The organism is Streptomyces sp. NPDC103540, assembly GCF_055584445.1.
On record NZ_JBVJMA010000015.1, the window covers coordinates 25,316 to 42,835 of the forward strand.

General features: G+C 72.6%; 12 protein-coding genes. 9 read left to right on the plus strand and 3 right to left on the minus strand.

Annotated elements, in window-relative coordinates; translation table 11 throughout:
• Positions 1–65 precede the first annotated feature (65 nt).
• Complete coding sequence (locus tag ACZ6ZI_RS30640; protein WP_363062447.1) at positions 66–1,100, plus strand: ATP-binding cassette domain-containing protein; 1,035 nt, start codon at positions 66–68, stop codon at positions 1,098–1,100.
• A complete protein-coding gene (locus ACZ6ZI_RS30645) occupies positions 1,097–1,972 on the plus strand; it encodes an ABC transporter permease (protein WP_469526213.1) in 876 nt (291 codons plus the stop codon). The genes ACZ6ZI_RS30640 and ACZ6ZI_RS30645 overlap by 4 nt, the downstream gene beginning before the upstream one ends.
• An 83-nt stretch (positions 1,973–2,055) precedes the next feature.
• Here ACZ6ZI_RS30645 and greA read toward each other — a convergent pair whose 3' ends face one another.
• Both greA and ACZ6ZI_RS30655 read right to left on the minus strand, forming a co-directional pair.
• A complete protein-coding gene (gene greA / locus ACZ6ZI_RS30650; RefSeq protein WP_363062443.1) occupies positions 2,056–2,553 on the minus strand; it encodes a transcription elongation factor GreA in 498 nt (165 codons plus the stop codon).
• A gap of 322 nt (positions 2,554–2,875) precedes the next feature.
• Positions 2,876–3,289 (minus strand): DUF4307 domain-containing protein, encoded by a 414-nt coding sequence (locus ACZ6ZI_RS30655; protein WP_363062439.1) that lies wholly within the window; start codon positions 3,287–3,289, stop codon positions 2,876–2,878.
• 259 nt (positions 3,290–3,548) lie between these two features.
• On the opposite strand from ACZ6ZI_RS30655, the gene mca reads away from it, so the two are divergent.
• Positions 3,549–4,430, plus strand: coding sequence for a mycothiol conjugate amidase Mca (gene mca / locus ACZ6ZI_RS30660; protein ID WP_469526214.1), 882 nt, complete (start codon positions 3,549–3,551; stop codon positions 4,428–4,430).
• A gap of 2 nt (positions 4,431–4,432) precedes the next feature.
• On the plus strand, positions 4,433–4,660 hold the full coding sequence (locus ACZ6ZI_RS30665; protein ID WP_363062435.1) for a hypothetical protein: 228 nt from the start codon (positions 4,433–4,435) through the stop codon (positions 4,658–4,660).
• Between the two features lie 306 nt (positions 4,661–4,966).
• Here the strand turns inward: ACZ6ZI_RS30665 and ACZ6ZI_RS30670 are convergent, their stop codons facing one another.
• Complete coding sequence (locus ACZ6ZI_RS30670) at positions 4,967–8,296, minus strand: tetratricopeptide repeat protein (protein WP_469526216.1); 3,330 nt, start codon at positions 8,294–8,296, stop codon at positions 4,967–4,969.
• A 240-nt stretch (positions 8,297–8,536) separates the two neighbouring features.
• Between ACZ6ZI_RS30670 and ACZ6ZI_RS30675 the strand changes: the two genes are divergently transcribed.
• The 5 genes from ACZ6ZI_RS30675 (at position 8,537) to ACZ6ZI_RS30695 (ending at position 17,505) form a co-directional block, all read left to right on the plus strand.
• On the plus strand, positions 8,537–10,591 hold the full coding sequence (locus ACZ6ZI_RS30675) for a thioredoxin domain-containing protein (RefSeq protein WP_469526218.1): 2,055 nt from the start codon (positions 8,537–8,539) through the stop codon (positions 10,589–10,591).
• A 242-nt stretch (positions 10,592–10,833) separates the two neighbouring features.
• A complete protein-coding gene (locus tag ACZ6ZI_RS30680; RefSeq protein ID WP_363062429.1) occupies positions 10,834–12,114 on the plus strand; it encodes a glycosyltransferase in 1,281 nt (426 codons plus the stop codon).
• Positions 12,111–13,874 carry an ArnT family glycosyltransferase gene (locus tag ACZ6ZI_RS30685; protein WP_469526219.1) on the plus strand — a complete coding sequence of 588 codons (1,764 nt, stop codon included), beginning with the start codon at positions 12,111–12,113 and terminating at the stop codon, positions 13,872–13,874. The genes ACZ6ZI_RS30680 and ACZ6ZI_RS30685 overlap by 4 nt, the downstream gene beginning before the upstream one ends.
• The gene (locus ACZ6ZI_RS30690) at positions 13,871–15,064 is read left to right on the plus strand and encodes a glycosyltransferase (protein ID WP_469526221.1); all 1,194 of its coding nucleotides are present in this window, start codon (positions 13,871–13,873) and stop codon (positions 15,062–15,064) included. Before ACZ6ZI_RS30685 ends, ACZ6ZI_RS30690 begins: the two co-directional genes overlap by 4 nt.
• Positions 15,065–15,087: 23 nt before the next feature.
• On the plus strand, positions 15,088–17,505 hold the full coding sequence (locus ACZ6ZI_RS30695; RefSeq protein ID WP_469526223.1) for a galactose oxidase-like domain-containing protein: 2,418 nt from the start codon (positions 15,088–15,090) through the stop codon (positions 17,503–17,505).
• Positions 17,506–17,520: the final 15 nt, after the last annotated feature.

Sequence of the window (17,520 nt, forward strand, 5' to 3'; positions counted from 1 at the left end):
AGGATTTGCGCAGGAACATCCCCCATTCAGCCGATTCGCTTCGCATCGCACACGGGAGAATCCAAATGCCAGGCGCCATCTACGCCGAAGGTCTGGTCAAGACCTTCGGCGACGTACGGGCACTGGACGGCGTGGACCTCGATGTCCCCGAAGGCACCGTGCTGGGCCTCCTCGGCCCCAACGGCGCGGGAAAGACCACGACCGTACGCGTCCTGACCACCCTCCTTCGACCCGACAGCGGCAAGGCCCTCGTCGCCGGCATCGACGTCCTCGCCCGCCCCAACGACGTCCGCCGCTCCATCGGCCTCTCCGGCCAGTTCGCCGCCGTCGACGAATACCTCACCGGCCGCGAGAACCTCCGGATGGTCGGCCGGCTCTACCAGATGTCCGGCAAGGAGGCCAAGGCCCGCGCGGACGAGCTGCTGGAGCGCTTCCACCTCGCCGACGCCGCCGACCGCACCGCCAAGACCTACTCCGGCGGCATGCGCAGACGCCTCGACCTCGCCGCCGCCCTCGTCGTCCGCCCTCCCGTGATGTTCATGGACGAGCCCACCACCGGCCTCGACCCCCGCAACCGACAGGCCCTGTGGGACGTGATCGAGGAACTCGTCGCGGGCGGCACCACCCTGTTGCTCACCACCCAGTACCTGGAGGAGGCCGACCGCCTCGCCCACGACATCTGCGTGGTCGACCAGGGCCGGGTCATCGCCCGGGGCACCTCGGACCGGCTCAAGGCCCGCACCGGCGGCGAGCGCGTCGAGGTCGTCGTCCACGAACGCGAGCACATCGCCGAGGCCCGCACGGTGCTCGCCGGCTTCGGCAAGGGCGAGACCACCGTCGAGGAGCACACCCGCAAGCTCACCGTCCCGGTGGCCGGCGGGGCCAGGCTGCTCGCCGAGGTCATCCGGGAACTGGACGGCCGGGGCATCGAGATCGACGACATCGGCCTGCGCCGCCCCACCCTCGACGACGTGTTCATCTCGCTCACCGGCCACGCCGCCGAACGCGCGACCGACGAGGACGCGGAAGGCGGCGCGGACCCCAAGGGCCGCGGGTCCGCGCGCGGGTCCGGATCCAGGACGAAGGAGGCGGCGAAGTGACCGTCACCGACCCGGCGGCGCCGGGACCGGCCGCCCCCCGACCGGCCGCCCCCCGGCCGCGCGGCGGAGTCGTCCAGGGCGTCACGGACTCCCTCGTCATCGCCCAGCGCAACCTCATCAGGATGTCCCGCATCCCCGAGATGATCATCTTCGGCGTGATCCAGCCGGTGATGTTCGTCGTCCTGTTCAGCTACGTCTTCGGCGGCTCCATCAGCGTCGGCGGCAACACCTCGCCGGCGGCCTACCGCGAGTTCCTGATGGCCGGCATCTTCGCCCAGACCGTCACCTTCGCCACCGCCGGCGCGGGCGCGGGCATCGCCGACGACATGCACAAGGGCCTGATCGACCGCTTCCGCTCCCTGCCCATGGCGCGCGGCGCGGTCCTCACCGGGCGCACCCTGGCGGACCTCGTCCAGACCACCCTGACCCTGATCGTCCTCGCGATCGTCGCCCTCCTCGTCGGCTGGCGCACCCACACCAGCCTCGGCGAGGTGCTCGGAGGCTTCGCCCTGCTCCTCCTGCTCGGCTACGCCTTCTCCTGGATCGGCGCCCTGATCGGCCTGTCGGTGCGCACCCCGGAGGCGGCCACCTCGGGCGGGCTGATCTGGCTGTTCCCGCTCACCTTCATCTCGAATGCCTTCGTCCCGTCCGAGAACATGCCGACCTTCCTGCGGCACATCGCGGAGTGGAACCCCTTCAGCGCCACCGTCCAGGCGGCCCGCGAGCTCTTCGGCAACCTGCCGCCCGGCTACCCCGTCCCGGAGGCCTGGCCGATGCAGCACCCGGTGCTCGCGTCCGTCCTGTGGTCCCTGCTGATCATCGTGGTGTTCCGCAGCCTGGCGGTCCGCAAGTACCGCTCGGCCACCGCCTGACCCGCCGCCCGACCCGCGCCGCACACGCGAAGACCCCCGCCGGAACCCGGTTCCGGCGGGGGTCTTCGCGTGTGCGGGAGTGATCAGCCGGTGAACGGCTTGACGGCCAGGATCCTGACCGTGGCCTTCTTGCCGTTCGGCAGCTCGTACTGGGCGTCCTCGCCGACCTTCTTGCCGCTCACGCCGCTGCCCAGCGGGGACTGCGGGGAGTAGGTCTCGAAGTCCGAGGAGGCGTACTCGCGGGAGGCCAGCAGGAACTCCAGCGTGTCGTCCTCGTCGCCGTCGAAGGCGATCGTCACGAGGGTGCCGGGAGCGACCACACCATCGGACGCGGGCGCGGTGCCTACCTTCGCGTTCTCCAGGAGCTGGGTGAGCTGGCGCACCCGGAGCTCCTGCTTGCCCTGCTCCTCCTTGGCCGCGTGGTAACCGCCGTTCTCACGCAGGTCGCCCTCCTCGCGGGCGGCTGCGATCTTCATGGCGATCTCCGTGCGTGCGGGACCAGAGAGGTAGTCCAGCTCGGCCTTCAGCTGGTCGTACGCCGCCTGGGTAAGCCAGGTGACGCTCTCGCTCGTCTGGGTCACGGGTGCTCCTCGTCGGTACAGGGGACTTCAAAGCCGCCAGCGGCGGGCGAAACCACGAGCCTAACAATTCGGGAAGAAAAGGGGGAGGACACCATGTGTATGAAGTGTGTCATCGTGCCTCCGCCGGGCTCGTGGGGCCCGAATGAACCGCGTGACGACGTCAGCGTTCGAAATGCGTGAGGACGCGGCCCTCGGCGAGCGACTCCTCCGGGCGGTAACCGGCCGGGGCGTCGAATCTCCCCGTTCCGCGTCCCGTCCCGGTGTCGACCGCGTCGTCCGTCGCGGGGCGGAGGGCGGAGGGCGGAGGGGGAGGACCCGTAGGTCAGCGCGCGGTGCCCGCCGCCTGGCAGCCGACCAGCTCGATCATGGTCGCGCGGCCGGTGGTCTTCAGGGTGACCAGCTCGTCCACCCGCTTCGCCCGCTCGTCGATGACGAAGTCCGCCCGACCCACCTCGCCGTGCCCCTCGTCCTGGGAGCTGAGCGTGCACACGCCCTTCACCGAGGCCTCCTTGCGGACCTCCAGGTGCACCTGGACCTCGCGGTCGGAGACGATCTGGAACTTGATCACCTCGGCGCTGACGGTCTGACCGCCCACGTAGTCCCAGCCGATCCACCCGACCACGGCCAGCAGCCCGACGCCCAGCACCGAGCCGACGACCTTCAGCTTGCGGTCCGCACGCTCGTCCGCGGAGCGGCCGTAGCGGCCCTCGGGGAGCCCTTCGCGTACCGCGCTCATGATCGTTCCTCTCCGCGGGGCCGGGGGCTTCCCCCACCGGTCCGGTATCCAGGTAACTGGAGCATGCCACGGCGCCCCGGGCGGGGAGGAATCGGGCCGGCCTCCGGGCCTCCCGCGTCCCGCTCGGGAGGGGCACGAGGGGCGCACGAAGGGCGCTGGAGGGCGGGGACAGCGGGCGGGGAATCCCCTTCGTCGTTTGCCCCGGGGAGGCGTCACTATAGAAGCCGACCGTCGCGCCCGATTCGCAGAGGATCCTGTCTTGACCGAGCAGCTTCGACTGATGGCCGTCCACGCCCACCCCGACGATGAGTCGAGCAAGGGCGCGGCCACCATGGCCAAGTACGTGTCCGAGGGGGTGCCCGTGCTCGTCGTCACCTGCACCGGCGGTGAGCGCGGCTCCGTCCTGAACCCCAAGCTCCAGGGCGACAAGTACATCGAGGAGAACATCCACGAGGTCCGCGCCAAGGAGATGGACGAGGCCCGCGAGATCCTCGGCGTCCAGCAGGAATGGCTCGGCTACGTCGACTCCGGCCTGCCCGAGGGCGACCCGCTGCCCCCGCTGCCCGAGGGCTGCTTCGCCCTCGCGGACGTGGACGAGGCCGCCGGCGAGCTGGTGAAGAAGATCCGCGCCTTCAAGCCGCAGGTCGTCACCACGTACGACGAGAACGGCGGCTACCCGCACCCCGACCACATCATGACCCACAAGATCACGATGGTGGCCTTCGACGGCGCGGCCGACACCGACAAGTTCCCGGAGGCCGAGTTCGGCCCGGCGCACCGGCCGCAGAAGCTCTACTACAACCAGGGCTTCAACAAGCCGCGCACCATCGCCCTGCACGAGGCGCTCCTCGCCCGCGGCCTGGAGTCCCCCTACGGCGAGTGGCTGGAGCGGTGGAAGGAGTTCGAGCGCAAGGAGCGGACCCTGACCACCCACGTGCCGTGCGCCGACTTCTTCGAGATCCGTGACAAGGCCCTCATCGCGCACGCCACGCAGATCGACCCCGACGGCGGCTGGTTCCGCGTCCCGATGGAGATCCAGAAGGAGGTCTGGCCCACGGAGGAGTACGAGCTCGCGAAGTCGCTCGTCGACACTTCCCTCCCCGAGTCCGACCTCTTCGCGGGCATCCGGGAGAATGCTTAGCCATGAGCGCTACGCAGGCAGCAATCACCCAGTTCCTTCCGCTGGCCGCCGACACCTTCGACAAGAACAAGGTGACCCCCGGAATCCTGGGGTTCCTCGTGTTCGCGGCCCTCGCCCTCGGCGTCTGGGGCCTGATGAAGTCGATGAACCGGCACATGGGCCGGGTGGACTTCCAGGAAGCCCCCGAACCGGCCGCCGGTGCGGCGGGCAAGAGCACCCCGAAGTCGTAGGCCGGCGGGCCCCGGCGCGCGGCCCCGAAGGCCGTACGCCGCCCCGGGCCCGCCCGTCGCGGCCCCCGGCCGCGCCCGCCCCGGGCGCACGCGGCCGCGAGCGGCCGTACGCCCGCCGTGCCCGGCCCCGGCACGCGGGCCCGCTCGGCGTACCCCGGCGGCGCCCACCGGCCCCGGCCGACCGCAACGGACCCGCCCGGGTCCGGCGTACCCGGCCGGTCCTGCGGATCCGCCCGGGTCGGCACGCCGTGTCGGCCCCGACCGGCGTCGCCCCGGCCGCACGGCACCGCCGGCCCCGGCGTCCGGTCAGGGCGCGGGCGGCGGGACCGGGACCCCCATCAGCTCCTGCGAGTGCAGGTTCGGGACCAGCCCCAACCGCCACGCCTGCCAGCCCTCCGCCGGATCCACACCCCGGGCCAGGACCACCCCGTACGTCTCCAGGCAGTCCTCCAGCCGGCCGTCGCGCAGCGGATGCCCGGCCGCCGCCAGCGCCGCCAGCTCGGCACGCGCCCCCTCCACGCCCACCGGCACGGTCACGGCCGGGGCGTCGACGTACGGCAGCAGCGTGCACCGCAGGAACCGCGCCCAGTCCTCCCCGCGCCGGTCCCGGTACGAACCGAACAGCCGGACCGCCTCCTCGCACAGGCCCGCCGCCTGCGCCGACCGCCCGTTGCCCGCCTCCACCACCGCCAGCTCCAGACAGGTCCAGGCCTCCCCGTGGGCCAACCCGATCCGCCGGAAGTCCGCCCGCGCGTCCGTCAGCAACTGCCGGGCGAAGCCGGAATTGCGCAGGTTCCCCGTCCGCGCCGCGTTGAGGTCGCGCGTGACCCGACCCGAATGGTGGCGGGCGTGCGCCAGCCCGTACACGTCCCGCATCCGCGAGAACATCGTCCGGGCCCGCTCCAGCTCCCGTACCGCCTTGTCCGGCTCGCCGTTCTCCTCCAGCGCCTGCCCCAGGTGGTACAGCGTCCACGCCTCACCGCGCGCGTCCTCCGCCAACCGGTGCCGCCCGAGCGCCTCCCGCAGCCGCTCCAGGGCCCCCGCCGGATCACCGTCCACCACCCGCGCCCGGCCCGACTGGGTCAACGCCCACGCCTCGCCGCGGTCGTCACGGGTCCGCCCGTACAGCTCCAGCGCCCGCCCCAGCTCCGCCTCCGCCCGCGCCACCTCGCCCGTCCGCAGGTACACCTGCCCCAGCTGGAAGTGCGCCCACGCCTCACCGTGCACGCTCTCGCTCTCCCGGTGCAGCGCCAACGACTCCTCCAGCAGCGCCATCGCCTCCGCCAGGTGCGCCCGGTCCCGCTCCACCGCCGCCAACGCGTGCAACCCCCACGCCCGGTCGCCCGCCAGCTCCGGCGGCTCCTGCAACACCAGCGCCTCACGGATCCGCGCCGCCGCCTCCGGCAGGTTCCCCTGGTGGTGCAGCGTGATCCCCAGCGAGATCAGCGCCATGCCCGCCCCCGCGTCCTGCTCGGCCTCCCGGTACTGGTCGACCACCGACGCCAGCGTGGTGCGGGCCTTGTCGAGATCGCCCAGCTGGCGGGCGGCGATACCCGTACGCCACTGCACCGAACGGTTCAGCCGCCCCTGGTCCACCGCCCGCGTCAGCTCGTTGATCTCACCCAGCCGGTACAGGTCCCCGCGCAACAGGCAGAAGTCGCACAGCGCGCCCAACAGGTCCAGCACCGCCTGCTGGTCCACCCCCTCCGAATGCCGCAGCGCCGCCGTGATGAAGCTCGACTCGTCGTCCAACCACCGCAGCGCCGCGTCGAGCGAGGCGAACCCGTGCCCCCCGAAGTGGTTCGCCCGCGTCGACATCTTCCCGTCGACCATCCGGATCACCGAGTCCGCGAGCTGCGCGTAGTCACGGATCAGCCGCTCGTGGGCCGCCGCCGACTCCGCCCGGTCCTCGTCCGCCGCCAGCCGCGCCGCCGCGTACGCCCGCACCGCGTCGTGCATCCGGTACCGCTCCCCGCGTACGAGGTCCAGCAGCCCCGCCTGCGCCAACTCGCGCAGCAGCCGCCCGGCCTCCACCCGGCCCGCACCCGTCAGCGCGGCGGCCGCCGCCGCGCCCAACGAGGCCCGCCCCGCCAACGTCAGCCGGCGCAGCAACCGGCGCCGCTCCTCCGGCAACCGCGCGTACGCCAGGTCCAGGGCGTGCTCCAGCGAAGCCCGCCCGACGTCCCCGTCCGAGGCCCGCGCCGCCCCCAACGGCGCCAGCACCCGCAGCGCCAACGGCAACCCCGCCCCCAACGCCGACAACCCGGCCCGCGCCCCCGCACCGGCCCCGCCGCCCGCACCCGCGGCGCCCTCGCCCGCGGCCCGCGCCCCCGCCCCCAACACCTCGGCCGCGTCCCGCTCCGACAACCGCCCCACCGGCAGCCGGTACACCCAGGCCCCCAGATCCTCCGGCAGCTCCAGCGGCTCCCGCGCCGTCACCAGCACCAGGCTCTCCGAACGCTCCGGCACCAGCGCCCGCACCTGCTCCACGTCCACCGCGTCGTCCAGCACCACCGTCACCGGCAACCCCGCCAGGTGCTGGTGGTACAGCTCTCCGAGCCGCCTCACCTGCTGCTCCGCCGAGGCCCCCTCCCGGAACAACAACTGCTCCCGCGGCGCCCCCAACCGGTTCAGCAGGTGCAACAACGCCTCCCGGGTGGACAGCGGGGACTCACCGGGAGCCGTACCGCCCCGCAGGTCCACCAGACACGCGCCCCGGAACTGGTCCCGCAGCGCGTGCGCCGCCCGCAGCGCCAGGGCCGTGCGCCCCACCCCGGGCTCGCCGTGCAGCACCACGACCACCGGCCGCGTCTCCGTACTGGCACGGGCACCGTGCACCCACTGGGCGATCCGCGCCAGCTCCGCCTGCCGCCCCACGAACAGCGGCCCCGCGTCCGGGAGCTGCCCGAACGACTGCTCCAGCATGCTGCGCCGGCGGGCCTCCGCGCTGCGGTCGTTGCCGCGCAGCGGGGCGAGCGGGCCCGGGGACTGCTTGCCGAGGACGGCTCCGCCACCCCCGGCCGCACCGGATCCGCCGCCCGGTCCGCCCGCCCCGCCGGCCACCCCGCCGTTCACGCCCGCGCGGCCGCGCACGGGTCCCCGTACCGCCGTCGCCACCAGCCGCTGCTGCTCCAGGAACGGCCGGACCCCGCGCACCTCCAGCGCCGTCAGCCACTGCAAGCGCAACTGCTCCGCCCCGCCGGGACGGCCCGCAACCCCCGCCCGCCGGTTCGCCGCCGGGACGTGGGAGGCCGTCACCTTCACCACCGTCGCGGCCGCCCCCGCGACGCCCACGACCACCCCCGCGCTGATCGCCGTGCCCGCGTCGACGCCGAAGGCCAGGTCCGCGCCGACCGCGGCCGCCGCCGCGACCGCCGTCGCCCACAGGGCCGCCCCGTTGCCGCCACGCCGGAACGCCTCCCCGAGCGACTGCTTCCCGGCGGCGGCCTCGTCCAGGGCCGACACGTACGCCGCGTACTCCTCGGCCGCCGCGGCGGCCATCCCGTCCAGGGCCTCACGGCCGCGCGCCAGCAACGCCCCCCGGTCCACGGACCCGCCGCCGGATGCCCCGCGGGCCTCCTCCTCGACGGCCCGGACCAGAAGTCGCTCGGCCTCGACACGATGACTGTCCCGCATCGGCGTCCTCCTCGGAGAGTTCCGTGCACCGCGCACCGTGCGCCAAGTGTCCTGCGGGACGGACCCGAGCGCGAGGGAATCTGAGCTGGTTCAGAGGTAGTTGACGCCCCGACGGTCACCCGCGCCGCCCCCGCGCAGCACGGTCCGTGGCCGCGCGAACCCTGCGCACCCACCCCACCACCACCCGCCACGACCCCCGGCGTTCGAGTCCCCCCGGCCCCGGTGCGCGAGGATGGGGGCATGCCCAACCGACTCGCGCACGCCACGTCCCCGTACCTGCTCCAGCACGCGGACAACCCCGTCGACTGGTGGCAGTGGGAGCCCGCCGCCTTCGAGGAGGCGCGCCGGCGCGGCGTGCCCGTCTTCCTGAGCGTCGGGTACAGCAGCTGCCACTGGTGCCACGTCCTCGCGCACGAGTCCTTCGAGGACGAGCTGACCGCCGCCTACATGAACGAACACTTCGTCAACATCAAGGTCGACCGCGAGGAACGCCCCGACGTCGACGCCGTCTACATGGAGGCCGTGCAGGCGGCCACCGGGCAGGGCGGCTGGCCCATGTCCGTGTTCATGACGGCCGACGCCGAGCCCTTCTACTTCGGCACCTACTTCCCGCCGGAGCCCCGCCAGGGCATGCCCTCCTTCATGCAGGTCCTCGAAGGGGTGCGCACCGCCTGGGTCGGCCGGCCGGAGGAGGTCGCCGAGGTCGCGCAGCGGATCGTACGGGACCTCGCCGGGCGGCAGCTCGACTACGGCAAGGCGGGCACCCCCGGCCCCGAGGAGCTGGCCGGGGCCCTGCTCGGCCTCACCCGCGAGTACGACTCCGCGCGCGGCGGCTTCGGCGGCGCCCCCAAGTTCCCGCCGTCCATGGTGCTGGAGTTCCTCCTGCGCCACCACGCCCGCACCGGCTCGGAGGGCGCCCTCCAGATGGCCGGCGACACCTGCGAGGCGATGGCCCGGGGCGGGATCTACGACCAGCTCGGCGGTGGCTTCGCCCGGTACGCGGTCGACCGCGAGTGGGTGGTGCCGCACTTCGAGAAGATGTTGTACGACAACGCCCTCCTGTGCCGCGTCTACGCGCACCTGTGGCGTTCCACCGGCTCCGAACTCGCGCGGCGCGTGGCGCTGGAGACGGCCGACTTCATGGTGCGGGAACTGCGCACCGAACAGGGCGGGTTCGCCTCCGCGCTCGACGCCGACAGCGAGGAGCCGGGCAGCGGCCGACACGTGGAGGGGGCCTACTACGCCTGGACGCCGGGCCAGTTGGTCGACGTGCTCGGCGAGGAGGACGCCGCGGTGGCCCGGGCCTGCTTCGCGGTCACCGACGAGGGCACCTTCGAGCACGGCAAGTCCGTCCTCCAACTCCCGCAGGACGGGCCCGTCGTGGACGCCGACCGGCTCGCCGACATCAAGGCGCGCCTCCTCGCCGCGCGCGCCGAACGCCCCGCGCCCGGCCGGGACGACAAGGTCGTCGCCGCCTGGAACGGGCTCGCCATCGCGGCGCTCGCCGAGTGCGGGGCCTACTTCGAGCGGCCGGACCTGGTCGAGCGGGCCATCGAGGCCGCCGACCTCCTGGTGCGGGTGCACATGGACGGGCGGGCCCGGCTGGCGCGGACCAGCAAGGACGGCCAGGTCGGGGCGAACGCCGGGGTGCTGGAGGACTACGGCGACGTGGCCGAGGGCTTCCTGACGCTGGCCGCCGTGACCGGCGAGGGGGTGTGGCTGGAGTTCGCCGGGTTCCTCGTCGACCTCATCCTGGCCCGCTTCACCGCCGAGGACGGCTCCCTCTACGACACCGCGCACGACGCCGAGCGGCTCATCCGGCGCCCCCAGGACCCCACCGACACCGCCGCGCCCTCCGGCTGGACGGCCGCGGCGGGCGCGCTGCTGTCGTACGCCGCGCACACCGGCTCCGAGGCGCACCGCACCGCGGCGGAGCGGGCGCTGGGCGTGGTGCACTCCCTCGGGCCGCGCGTGCCGCGGTTCATCGGGCACGGGCTGGCGGTGGCGGAGGCGCTGGTGGACGGGCCGCGCGAGGTGGCCGTCGTGGGGCATCCGGACGATCCGGCGCGCGCCGCGCTGCACCGGACGGCGTTGCTGGGGACGGCTCCCGGGGCGGTGGTGGCGGTCGGGATGCCGCGTACGGCGGACGGCGCGGGCGCGGAGTTCCCCCTTCTTGACGAGCGCACACTCGTTCGCGACCTTCCGACGGCGTATGTGTGTCGACATTTCGTCTGCGCGCGGCCTACGACGGAACCGGTCGAGCTGGCGCAGCAGTTGGGGGCGGTTCGTCCCTGATTCGTGAGGAGTACCGTCAATTCCGGTTGTCGTACATCAACTCGGAAACGTGGTTTTTATCCAGGGAGCGCCTGAGCTTCACGTTCCCTGCCTAGTCTCAGGTCGTTCGGGTCCACCGAGACGGCGCACTGGGGGGTGCGCTCAAGGGGGGAACGGAGGCGGCGGGCCGGGGGGCCCGCGTCACGCCTCCGGGGGGTTCGTCGATCGCCGCCTGGGGTTGCGGCACGTCTGTGGGGGACAGATTGTTCACCTCTGTACTGATATCCGCCATTTCGCTTGCGCTCTTCTGGATGGCCGCCTTCACCCTGTGGTGGCAGATGCACGCGTGGCGCACGCCCGAGACGCTCGCCTCGACCCGCTTCGACCGCCCCGACGGCGGCGGCAGGCTGGCGTTCTCGTTGTTGCTCCCCGCCCGCCACGAGCAGGCCGTCCTGCGGCACACCATCGACCGGTTGCTCGAATCGACGCACACCGACTACGAGATCATCGTCATCGTCGGCCACGACGACCCCGAGACGGCGGCCGTCGCCGAGGGCGCCGCAGCCGGGGCGCCCGACCGGGTCCGGGTGGTCGTCGACCACCACGAGACCAAGAACAAGCCCAAGGCCCTCAACACCGCCCTGCCGCACTGCCGGGGCGACATCGTCGGCGTCTTCGACGCCGAGGACCAGGTCCACCCGGAACTGCTGGCCCACGTCGACCACGCCTTCCGCGCGACCGAGGCGGACGTGGTCCAGGGCGGGGTCCAGCTCATCAACTTCCACTCCAGCTGGTACAGCCTGCGCAACTGCCTGGAGTACTTCTTCTGGTTCCGCTCCCGCCTGCACCTGCACGCCGAGAAGGGGTTCATCCCGCTCGGCGGCAACACCGTCTTCGTCCGCACGGACGTGCTGCGCGAGGCCGGAGGATGGGACCAGAACTGCCTCGCGGAGGACTGCGACCTCGGCGTGCGGCTGTCCTCCGTCGGCAAGAAGGTCGTCGTCGCCTACGACTCGGACATGGTCACCCGCGAGGAGACGCCGGGTTCGCTGATGAGCCTGCTCAAGCAGCGCACCCGCTGGAACCAGGGCTTCCTCCAGGTCTACCGGAAGAAGGACTGGCAGCAGCTGCCCGGGCGCGGCCAGCGCTGGCTGGCCCGCTACACGCTGATGACCCCCTTCATGCAGGCCGCGTCCGGGGTGATCATCCCGCTGAACTTCGCCGTCGCCGTCTTCCTCGACGTCCCCGTCGGCATCGCGATCATCACCTTCCTCCCCCTGATCACGGCGATGGTGACGTTCGTCTTCGAGATCGTCGGCCTGCACGACTTCGGCCGCCAGTACGGACTGCGCGTGCGTTTCACGCACTACCTCAAGCTCGTCGTCGGCGGCCCGTTCTACCAGGTCATGCTGGCCGGCGCCGCGATCCGCGCGGTCTGGCGCGAGCAGCGCGGCCAGGGCGAGTGGGAGTTGACCAGCCACACCGGAGCCCACCTCACCGGGGCGACGGCCACCACCGCGATCCGAGAGGACAGCCACCAGTGACCGCCACCCTGCCCACGGCCACTGATCCCCAGCCGGGCGCGACGAACGACACGGGCGCCGGCACGCAGCTCCTTCCCGTCCGGCCCCTGCCCGGCGGCGAGACCGGGCCCGCCCCCCGGGCCGCCGCCGCCACCGACACCGCCGCCGGCTTTGGCGTCCGCGGCGGACTCGGCGTGCGCCCGCCCGCGCCGGCCCGCCCCTTCGTCCGCTTCCGCTCCTCGCGCCCCGACCTGCTGCTCTGCGGGGTCCTGCTGCTGGTGATCGTCCTCGTGCAGGGCTGGAACATCACCAACTTCCCCACCCTGAGCGACGACGAGGGCACCTACCTCGCCCAGGCCTGGGCCGTCCAGCAGGGCGAGGGCCTCGCGCACTACACGTACTGGTACGACCACCCGCCGCTCGGCTGGATCCAGGTCGCCGCCCTGACGTACCTGCCGTCGCTGATCGTGCCCGAGTCGATGACCGTCGCCCCGATGCGGTTCGCGATGCTCGCCGTCTCCGCCGTCAGCGCCGTGCTCATCTACGTCCTCGCCCGCCGCCTGTGGCTGCCGCGGTGGGCCGCCGGCCTCGCGATGGGCCTGTTCGGGCTGTCCCCGCTGTCCGTGGTCCTCCAGCGGGAGATCTTCCTCGACAACCTCGCCGTGATGTGGATGCTGCTGGCGTTCTGCCTCGCCGCGTCCCCCAGCCGCCACCTGTGGCACCACTTCGGCTCGGGCCTGGCGGCCGCCACCGCCGTCCTGACCAAGGAGACGATGCTGGTGGTGCTGCCGGCGCTGCTGGTGACCATGTGGCGCCACAGCCACCGCGACACCCGCAAGTTCGCCGTCACCGGAGCCATCACCGCCTGCGCCCTGATCGGCCTCTCGTACCCCCTGTTCGCCCTCCTCAACGGAGAGCTGCTGCCCGGCGCCGGGCACGTGTCCCTCATCGACGGCATCACCTACCAGATGGGCCGCCCCGGCTCCGGTTTCATCCTCGATCCCGGCTCCGGCTCCCACGGCGTCTTCCGGTCCTGGCTGTACTACGACACCGTCCTGCCGCTCGGCGGCCTCGCCGGCGCCGTCCTGCTGCTGGTCACCTTCCGCTGGTCGGTGACGGCGAGGGCGCTCGCCGGACCCGCCCTGGCCGCCGTGATCCTCGCCGTCGTCGCGATGCGGCCCTCCGGCTACCTCCCCGCCATGTACGTGATCCAGGCCCTGCCCTTCCTGGCCCTGGTCCTGGCGGCGGCGGCCGCCAGCGTCACCCACGCCGTCCTGCGCCGCCGGCGGGCGCCGGGGGAGCGCCGGGGGCTCGTGTACGGCCGCCGCGCGCTGGTCGGCGTACTCGCCGTCTGCGCCGCCGCGTACGTCCTGCCGCGCTGGTACGAGGGCAACCGCACCGCGCTGACCGTCGACGCCAACGGCCCCTACCGGCAGGCCGCGTCCTGGCTCGGCTCGGAGGTCGCCGACCCGGCGAACACCCGCGTCCTCGTCGACGACGCGCTCTGGTTGGACGCCGTTCACCGCGGTTTCGCACCCGGCCTGGGCGCCATCTGGTTCTACAAGGCGGACCTCGACCCGGCCGTCACGAAGACGTTGCCGCGCGGTTGGCGGGACATCGACTACGTCGTCTCCTCGCCCACCGTGCGTCGTGACGCGGCGAACCTGCCCAACGTGAAGGCTGCACTCGAACATTCGACGGTGGTGGCCGTCTTCGGCGCGGGCGAGGACCGCATCGAGATCCGCCGCACCGACCGCGAGAGTGGAGCTGAACCACGATGAGCGAGGACCTGTGGCCCCCGCGTTCCCTGGACGACCCGCGGGGCCCGGAGGTCGACGCCCCGCCGGTCTCCGCCCCCGCCGGCATCACCCTGATCATCCCGACCTTCAACGAGTCCGACAACGTGGGGGAGTTGCTGCGCCGGCTCGCCGCCGTCCTCCCCGCCGACCCGCCCTGTGAGGTGCTGCTCGTCGACGACTCCACCGACGACACCCCCGCGGCGATCGAGAAGGCCGGAGCCGACTGCCCCTTCCCGGTGGCCGTCCTGCACCGGGAGCGGCCCGTCGGCGGGCTCGGCGGGGCCGTCGTCGAGGGGATGGCGCGGGCCGGGTACGAGTGGATCGTCGTCATGGACGCCGACCTCCGACACCCGCCCCACCTGGTTCCCGAACTCGTCGGCGAGGGCATCCGCGCCGGCGCCGACCTGGTCGTCGCCTCCCGCCACCTGCCCGGCGGCAGCCGGGCGGGGCTCGCCGGAGGCCACCGGGTCGCGGTCTCCCGCGCCGCGACCTTGCTGGCCAAGGGGCTCTTCCCGCGCGCCCTGCGCGGGGTCGGCGACCCGATGAGCGGCTTCTTCGCCATCCGCCGCGGCGCCGTCACCGGGGAGGCCCTCGCCCCCCTCGGCCACGAGATCCTGCTGGAGCTGGCCGTCCGCTGCCGGCCGCGCACCATCACCGAGGTCCCGTACGTCTTCGAGGACCGTCACGCCGGCGCCTCGAAGTCCACGCCCCGCGAGGGGCTGCGCTTCCTCGCCCACCTGGCCGCCCTGCGCTGTGCGAACCCGCTCGCCCGGATGATCGGCTTCGGCCTCGTCGGGCTCTCCGGGTTCGTCCCGAACCTGGCCGCGCTCTGGCTGCTGACCCACGTCGGCGTCCAGTACCTGGTGGCCGAGGTCGTCGCGAACCAGGCCGGGGTCCTGTGGAACTTCTGGCTCATCGAGACGCTGGTCTTCCGCGACCGGCGCCACCACCGCCGGCGCCTCGACCGCCTCGGCCGCTTCGCGCTCCTGGCCAACGCCGACCTGCTCCTGCGGATCCCGCTCATCGCGCTGTTCGTGGGCCACCTCGACATGGACGTCCTGCCGGCCACCGCCCTCGCGCTCGTCACCACCTTCGTCCTGCGCTTCGTCGCCACCGAAGCCCTCGTCTACCTGCCGCGCGGGCCACGTGCGGCAACCACCACCAGGAGTTGAGCCGCACCGAAAGGACAGCCCGTATGCGAAGGAAGATCCGACGGAGGGCCGGGCGCCGGGCCGCCCTGACCGCCGTCGGGGCGATGACCGCCGCCCTGCTGCTCAGCGCGCCGCAGCCGGCCTCGGCCGGACCGCCCAACCTGCTGACCAACCCCGGTTTCGAGACCGCCGGAGCCCCCGGCTCGGACATGCCCCACTGCTGGTCGAAATCCGGCTGGGGAGACAACGACTTCACCTTCGCCACCGTCTCCGACGCCCACAGCGGCTCCCAGGCCATGCGCGTCTCGCTGACCCGCCGCGTCGACGGCGACCGCAAGGCCCTGGTGACCGAGAACACCACCTGCGCCCCGACCGTCACGCCGGGCAAGCAGTACGACCTGTCCGCCTGGTACAAGTCGAACACCCCGGACGTGTCCGTCACCGTCTTCCGCCACGACACCACCGCCGGCTGGCAGTACTGGACCGACCTCCAGAACCCGCCGGTCAGCGCCGCGTGGGCGCGTACGGAGGTCCGTACGCCCGCCGTCCCGCCGAACACCGACAAGATCGCCTGGGGGCTGTCCGTCTACGGCGTCGGGACCCTCACCACCGACGACTACGCCCTGGAGGAGGTCGGCGCCCCGCCGCCGCAACCCACCTGCACCGGCACCGCCGAACAGTGCGCCAAGGGCAAGTGGGAGGTGATCCCGGCGCAGAACCCGGTGCGCTCCATGCACGCCGTGGTCCTGAAGAACGGCAAGGTGCTGCTCATCGCGGGATCCGGCAACGACATCGCGCAGTTCAACGCGGGCACCTTCACCTCCGCCGTCTACGACCCGGCGAACGGCACCTTCAGGACGATCCCCACGCCCGTGGACATGTTCTGCTCCGGGCACGTGCAGCTGTCCGACGGCCGGGTGCTCGTGATGAGCGGCAACAAGGGCTACCCGTCGGCCGACGGCAAGATCGGCTACCAGGGCCTGAAGGACAGCTACGTCTTCGACCCGACCACCGAGACGTACACGAAGACCAACGACATGAACGGCGGCCACTGGTACCCGTCCGCCACCATCCTCGGCAACGGCGACGTGATCTCCTTCGGCGGGCTGAAGGAGGACTCCACGGGCAACGTCACCGCGGAGAGGTTCTCGGCGGCGCAGAACAAGTGGCTGCCGATGAACGAGGTCAACCAGACCTGGTCCTACTGGGGTCTGTACCCGTCGATGATCCTCATGCAGGACGGCCGCCTCTTCTACTCCGGCAGCCACACCTTCGGCAACGGCACGCCCGGCACCGGCGCCTCGGTCTACGACTACGACGCCAACACCATCACCGACGTGCCCGGGCTGCGCAACAAGGACCAGCGCGACGAGTCGGCGAGCGTCCTGCTGCCCCCGGCCCAGGACCAGCGGGTCCTGACGATCGGCGGCGGCAACAACGAGACCAACCCGGCGGCCAACCGGCTCACCGACATCATCGACCTGAAACAGCCGAGCCCCGCCTACACCGCCGGCCCCGACCTGCCGCAGGGCCTCGTCGACACCGGGACGGGCAAGCGCCCGCAGACCGGAGCCGAGGGCAAGATGTACGTCTCCGCCGTGCTGCTGCCCGACGGCAAGGTGCTGGAGACCGGCGGCGGGCTGCACGACCGGGCCGACCCGGTCTTCGAGGCCTCCTTCTTCGACCCGACGAGCAACACCTACCAGCCGGGTCTGGCCACCGACCCGATCCCGCGCACGTACCACTCGGCTTCGTTCCTGCTGCCCGACGGCCGCGTCATGTCCGTCGGCGACAACCCGGGCAACGGCACGTACAACCACGCCGTGTCGATCTACACCCCGCCCTACCTCTTCAAGGGCCCGCGCCCGCAGCTCACCTCGGTGATCGACACCGACTGGATCTACGGGGACACCCAGCGGATCACCGTGAACCGGCCCATCGCCAAGGCCGAGCTGATCCGCCCGGCCGCCGTCACCCACTCCTCGGACCCCAACCAGCGGTTCGTGGACCTGCCGATGACGGTCGTCAACAACACCACCATCGACCTCAACGTCACCACCAACCCCAACCTGGCGCCGCCCGGCTGGTACATGCTCTTCGGCGTCGACGCGGCGGGCGTCCCCTCCCTCGCCACCTGGGTCCACCTGGGCGGAGCCCCCGCCCTCAAGGCGACCGAGGAGCGACCCTCGGCCCACGAGCACACCTTCGCGAGCGACCTGGCCGCGCCCAAGCCGAACCCGGCCCGCCGGGACTCGGCGCCCGTCGCGCCCACCGTCGCCGGTTGCGACCGGCACTACGGGACGGCGACGGTGTGCGTCCCGACGAACTTCCCCGCGGAGGTGAAGAAGACCACCCAGGCCCGCTGCGAGTGGCTGGCCGCGCACAGGTTCCCGAAGCGGATGAAGGTCAACGGCAGCGATCCGCTGCGCCTGGACGCCGACAAGGACGGCTACACGTGCTGACGTACTGAGGTACTG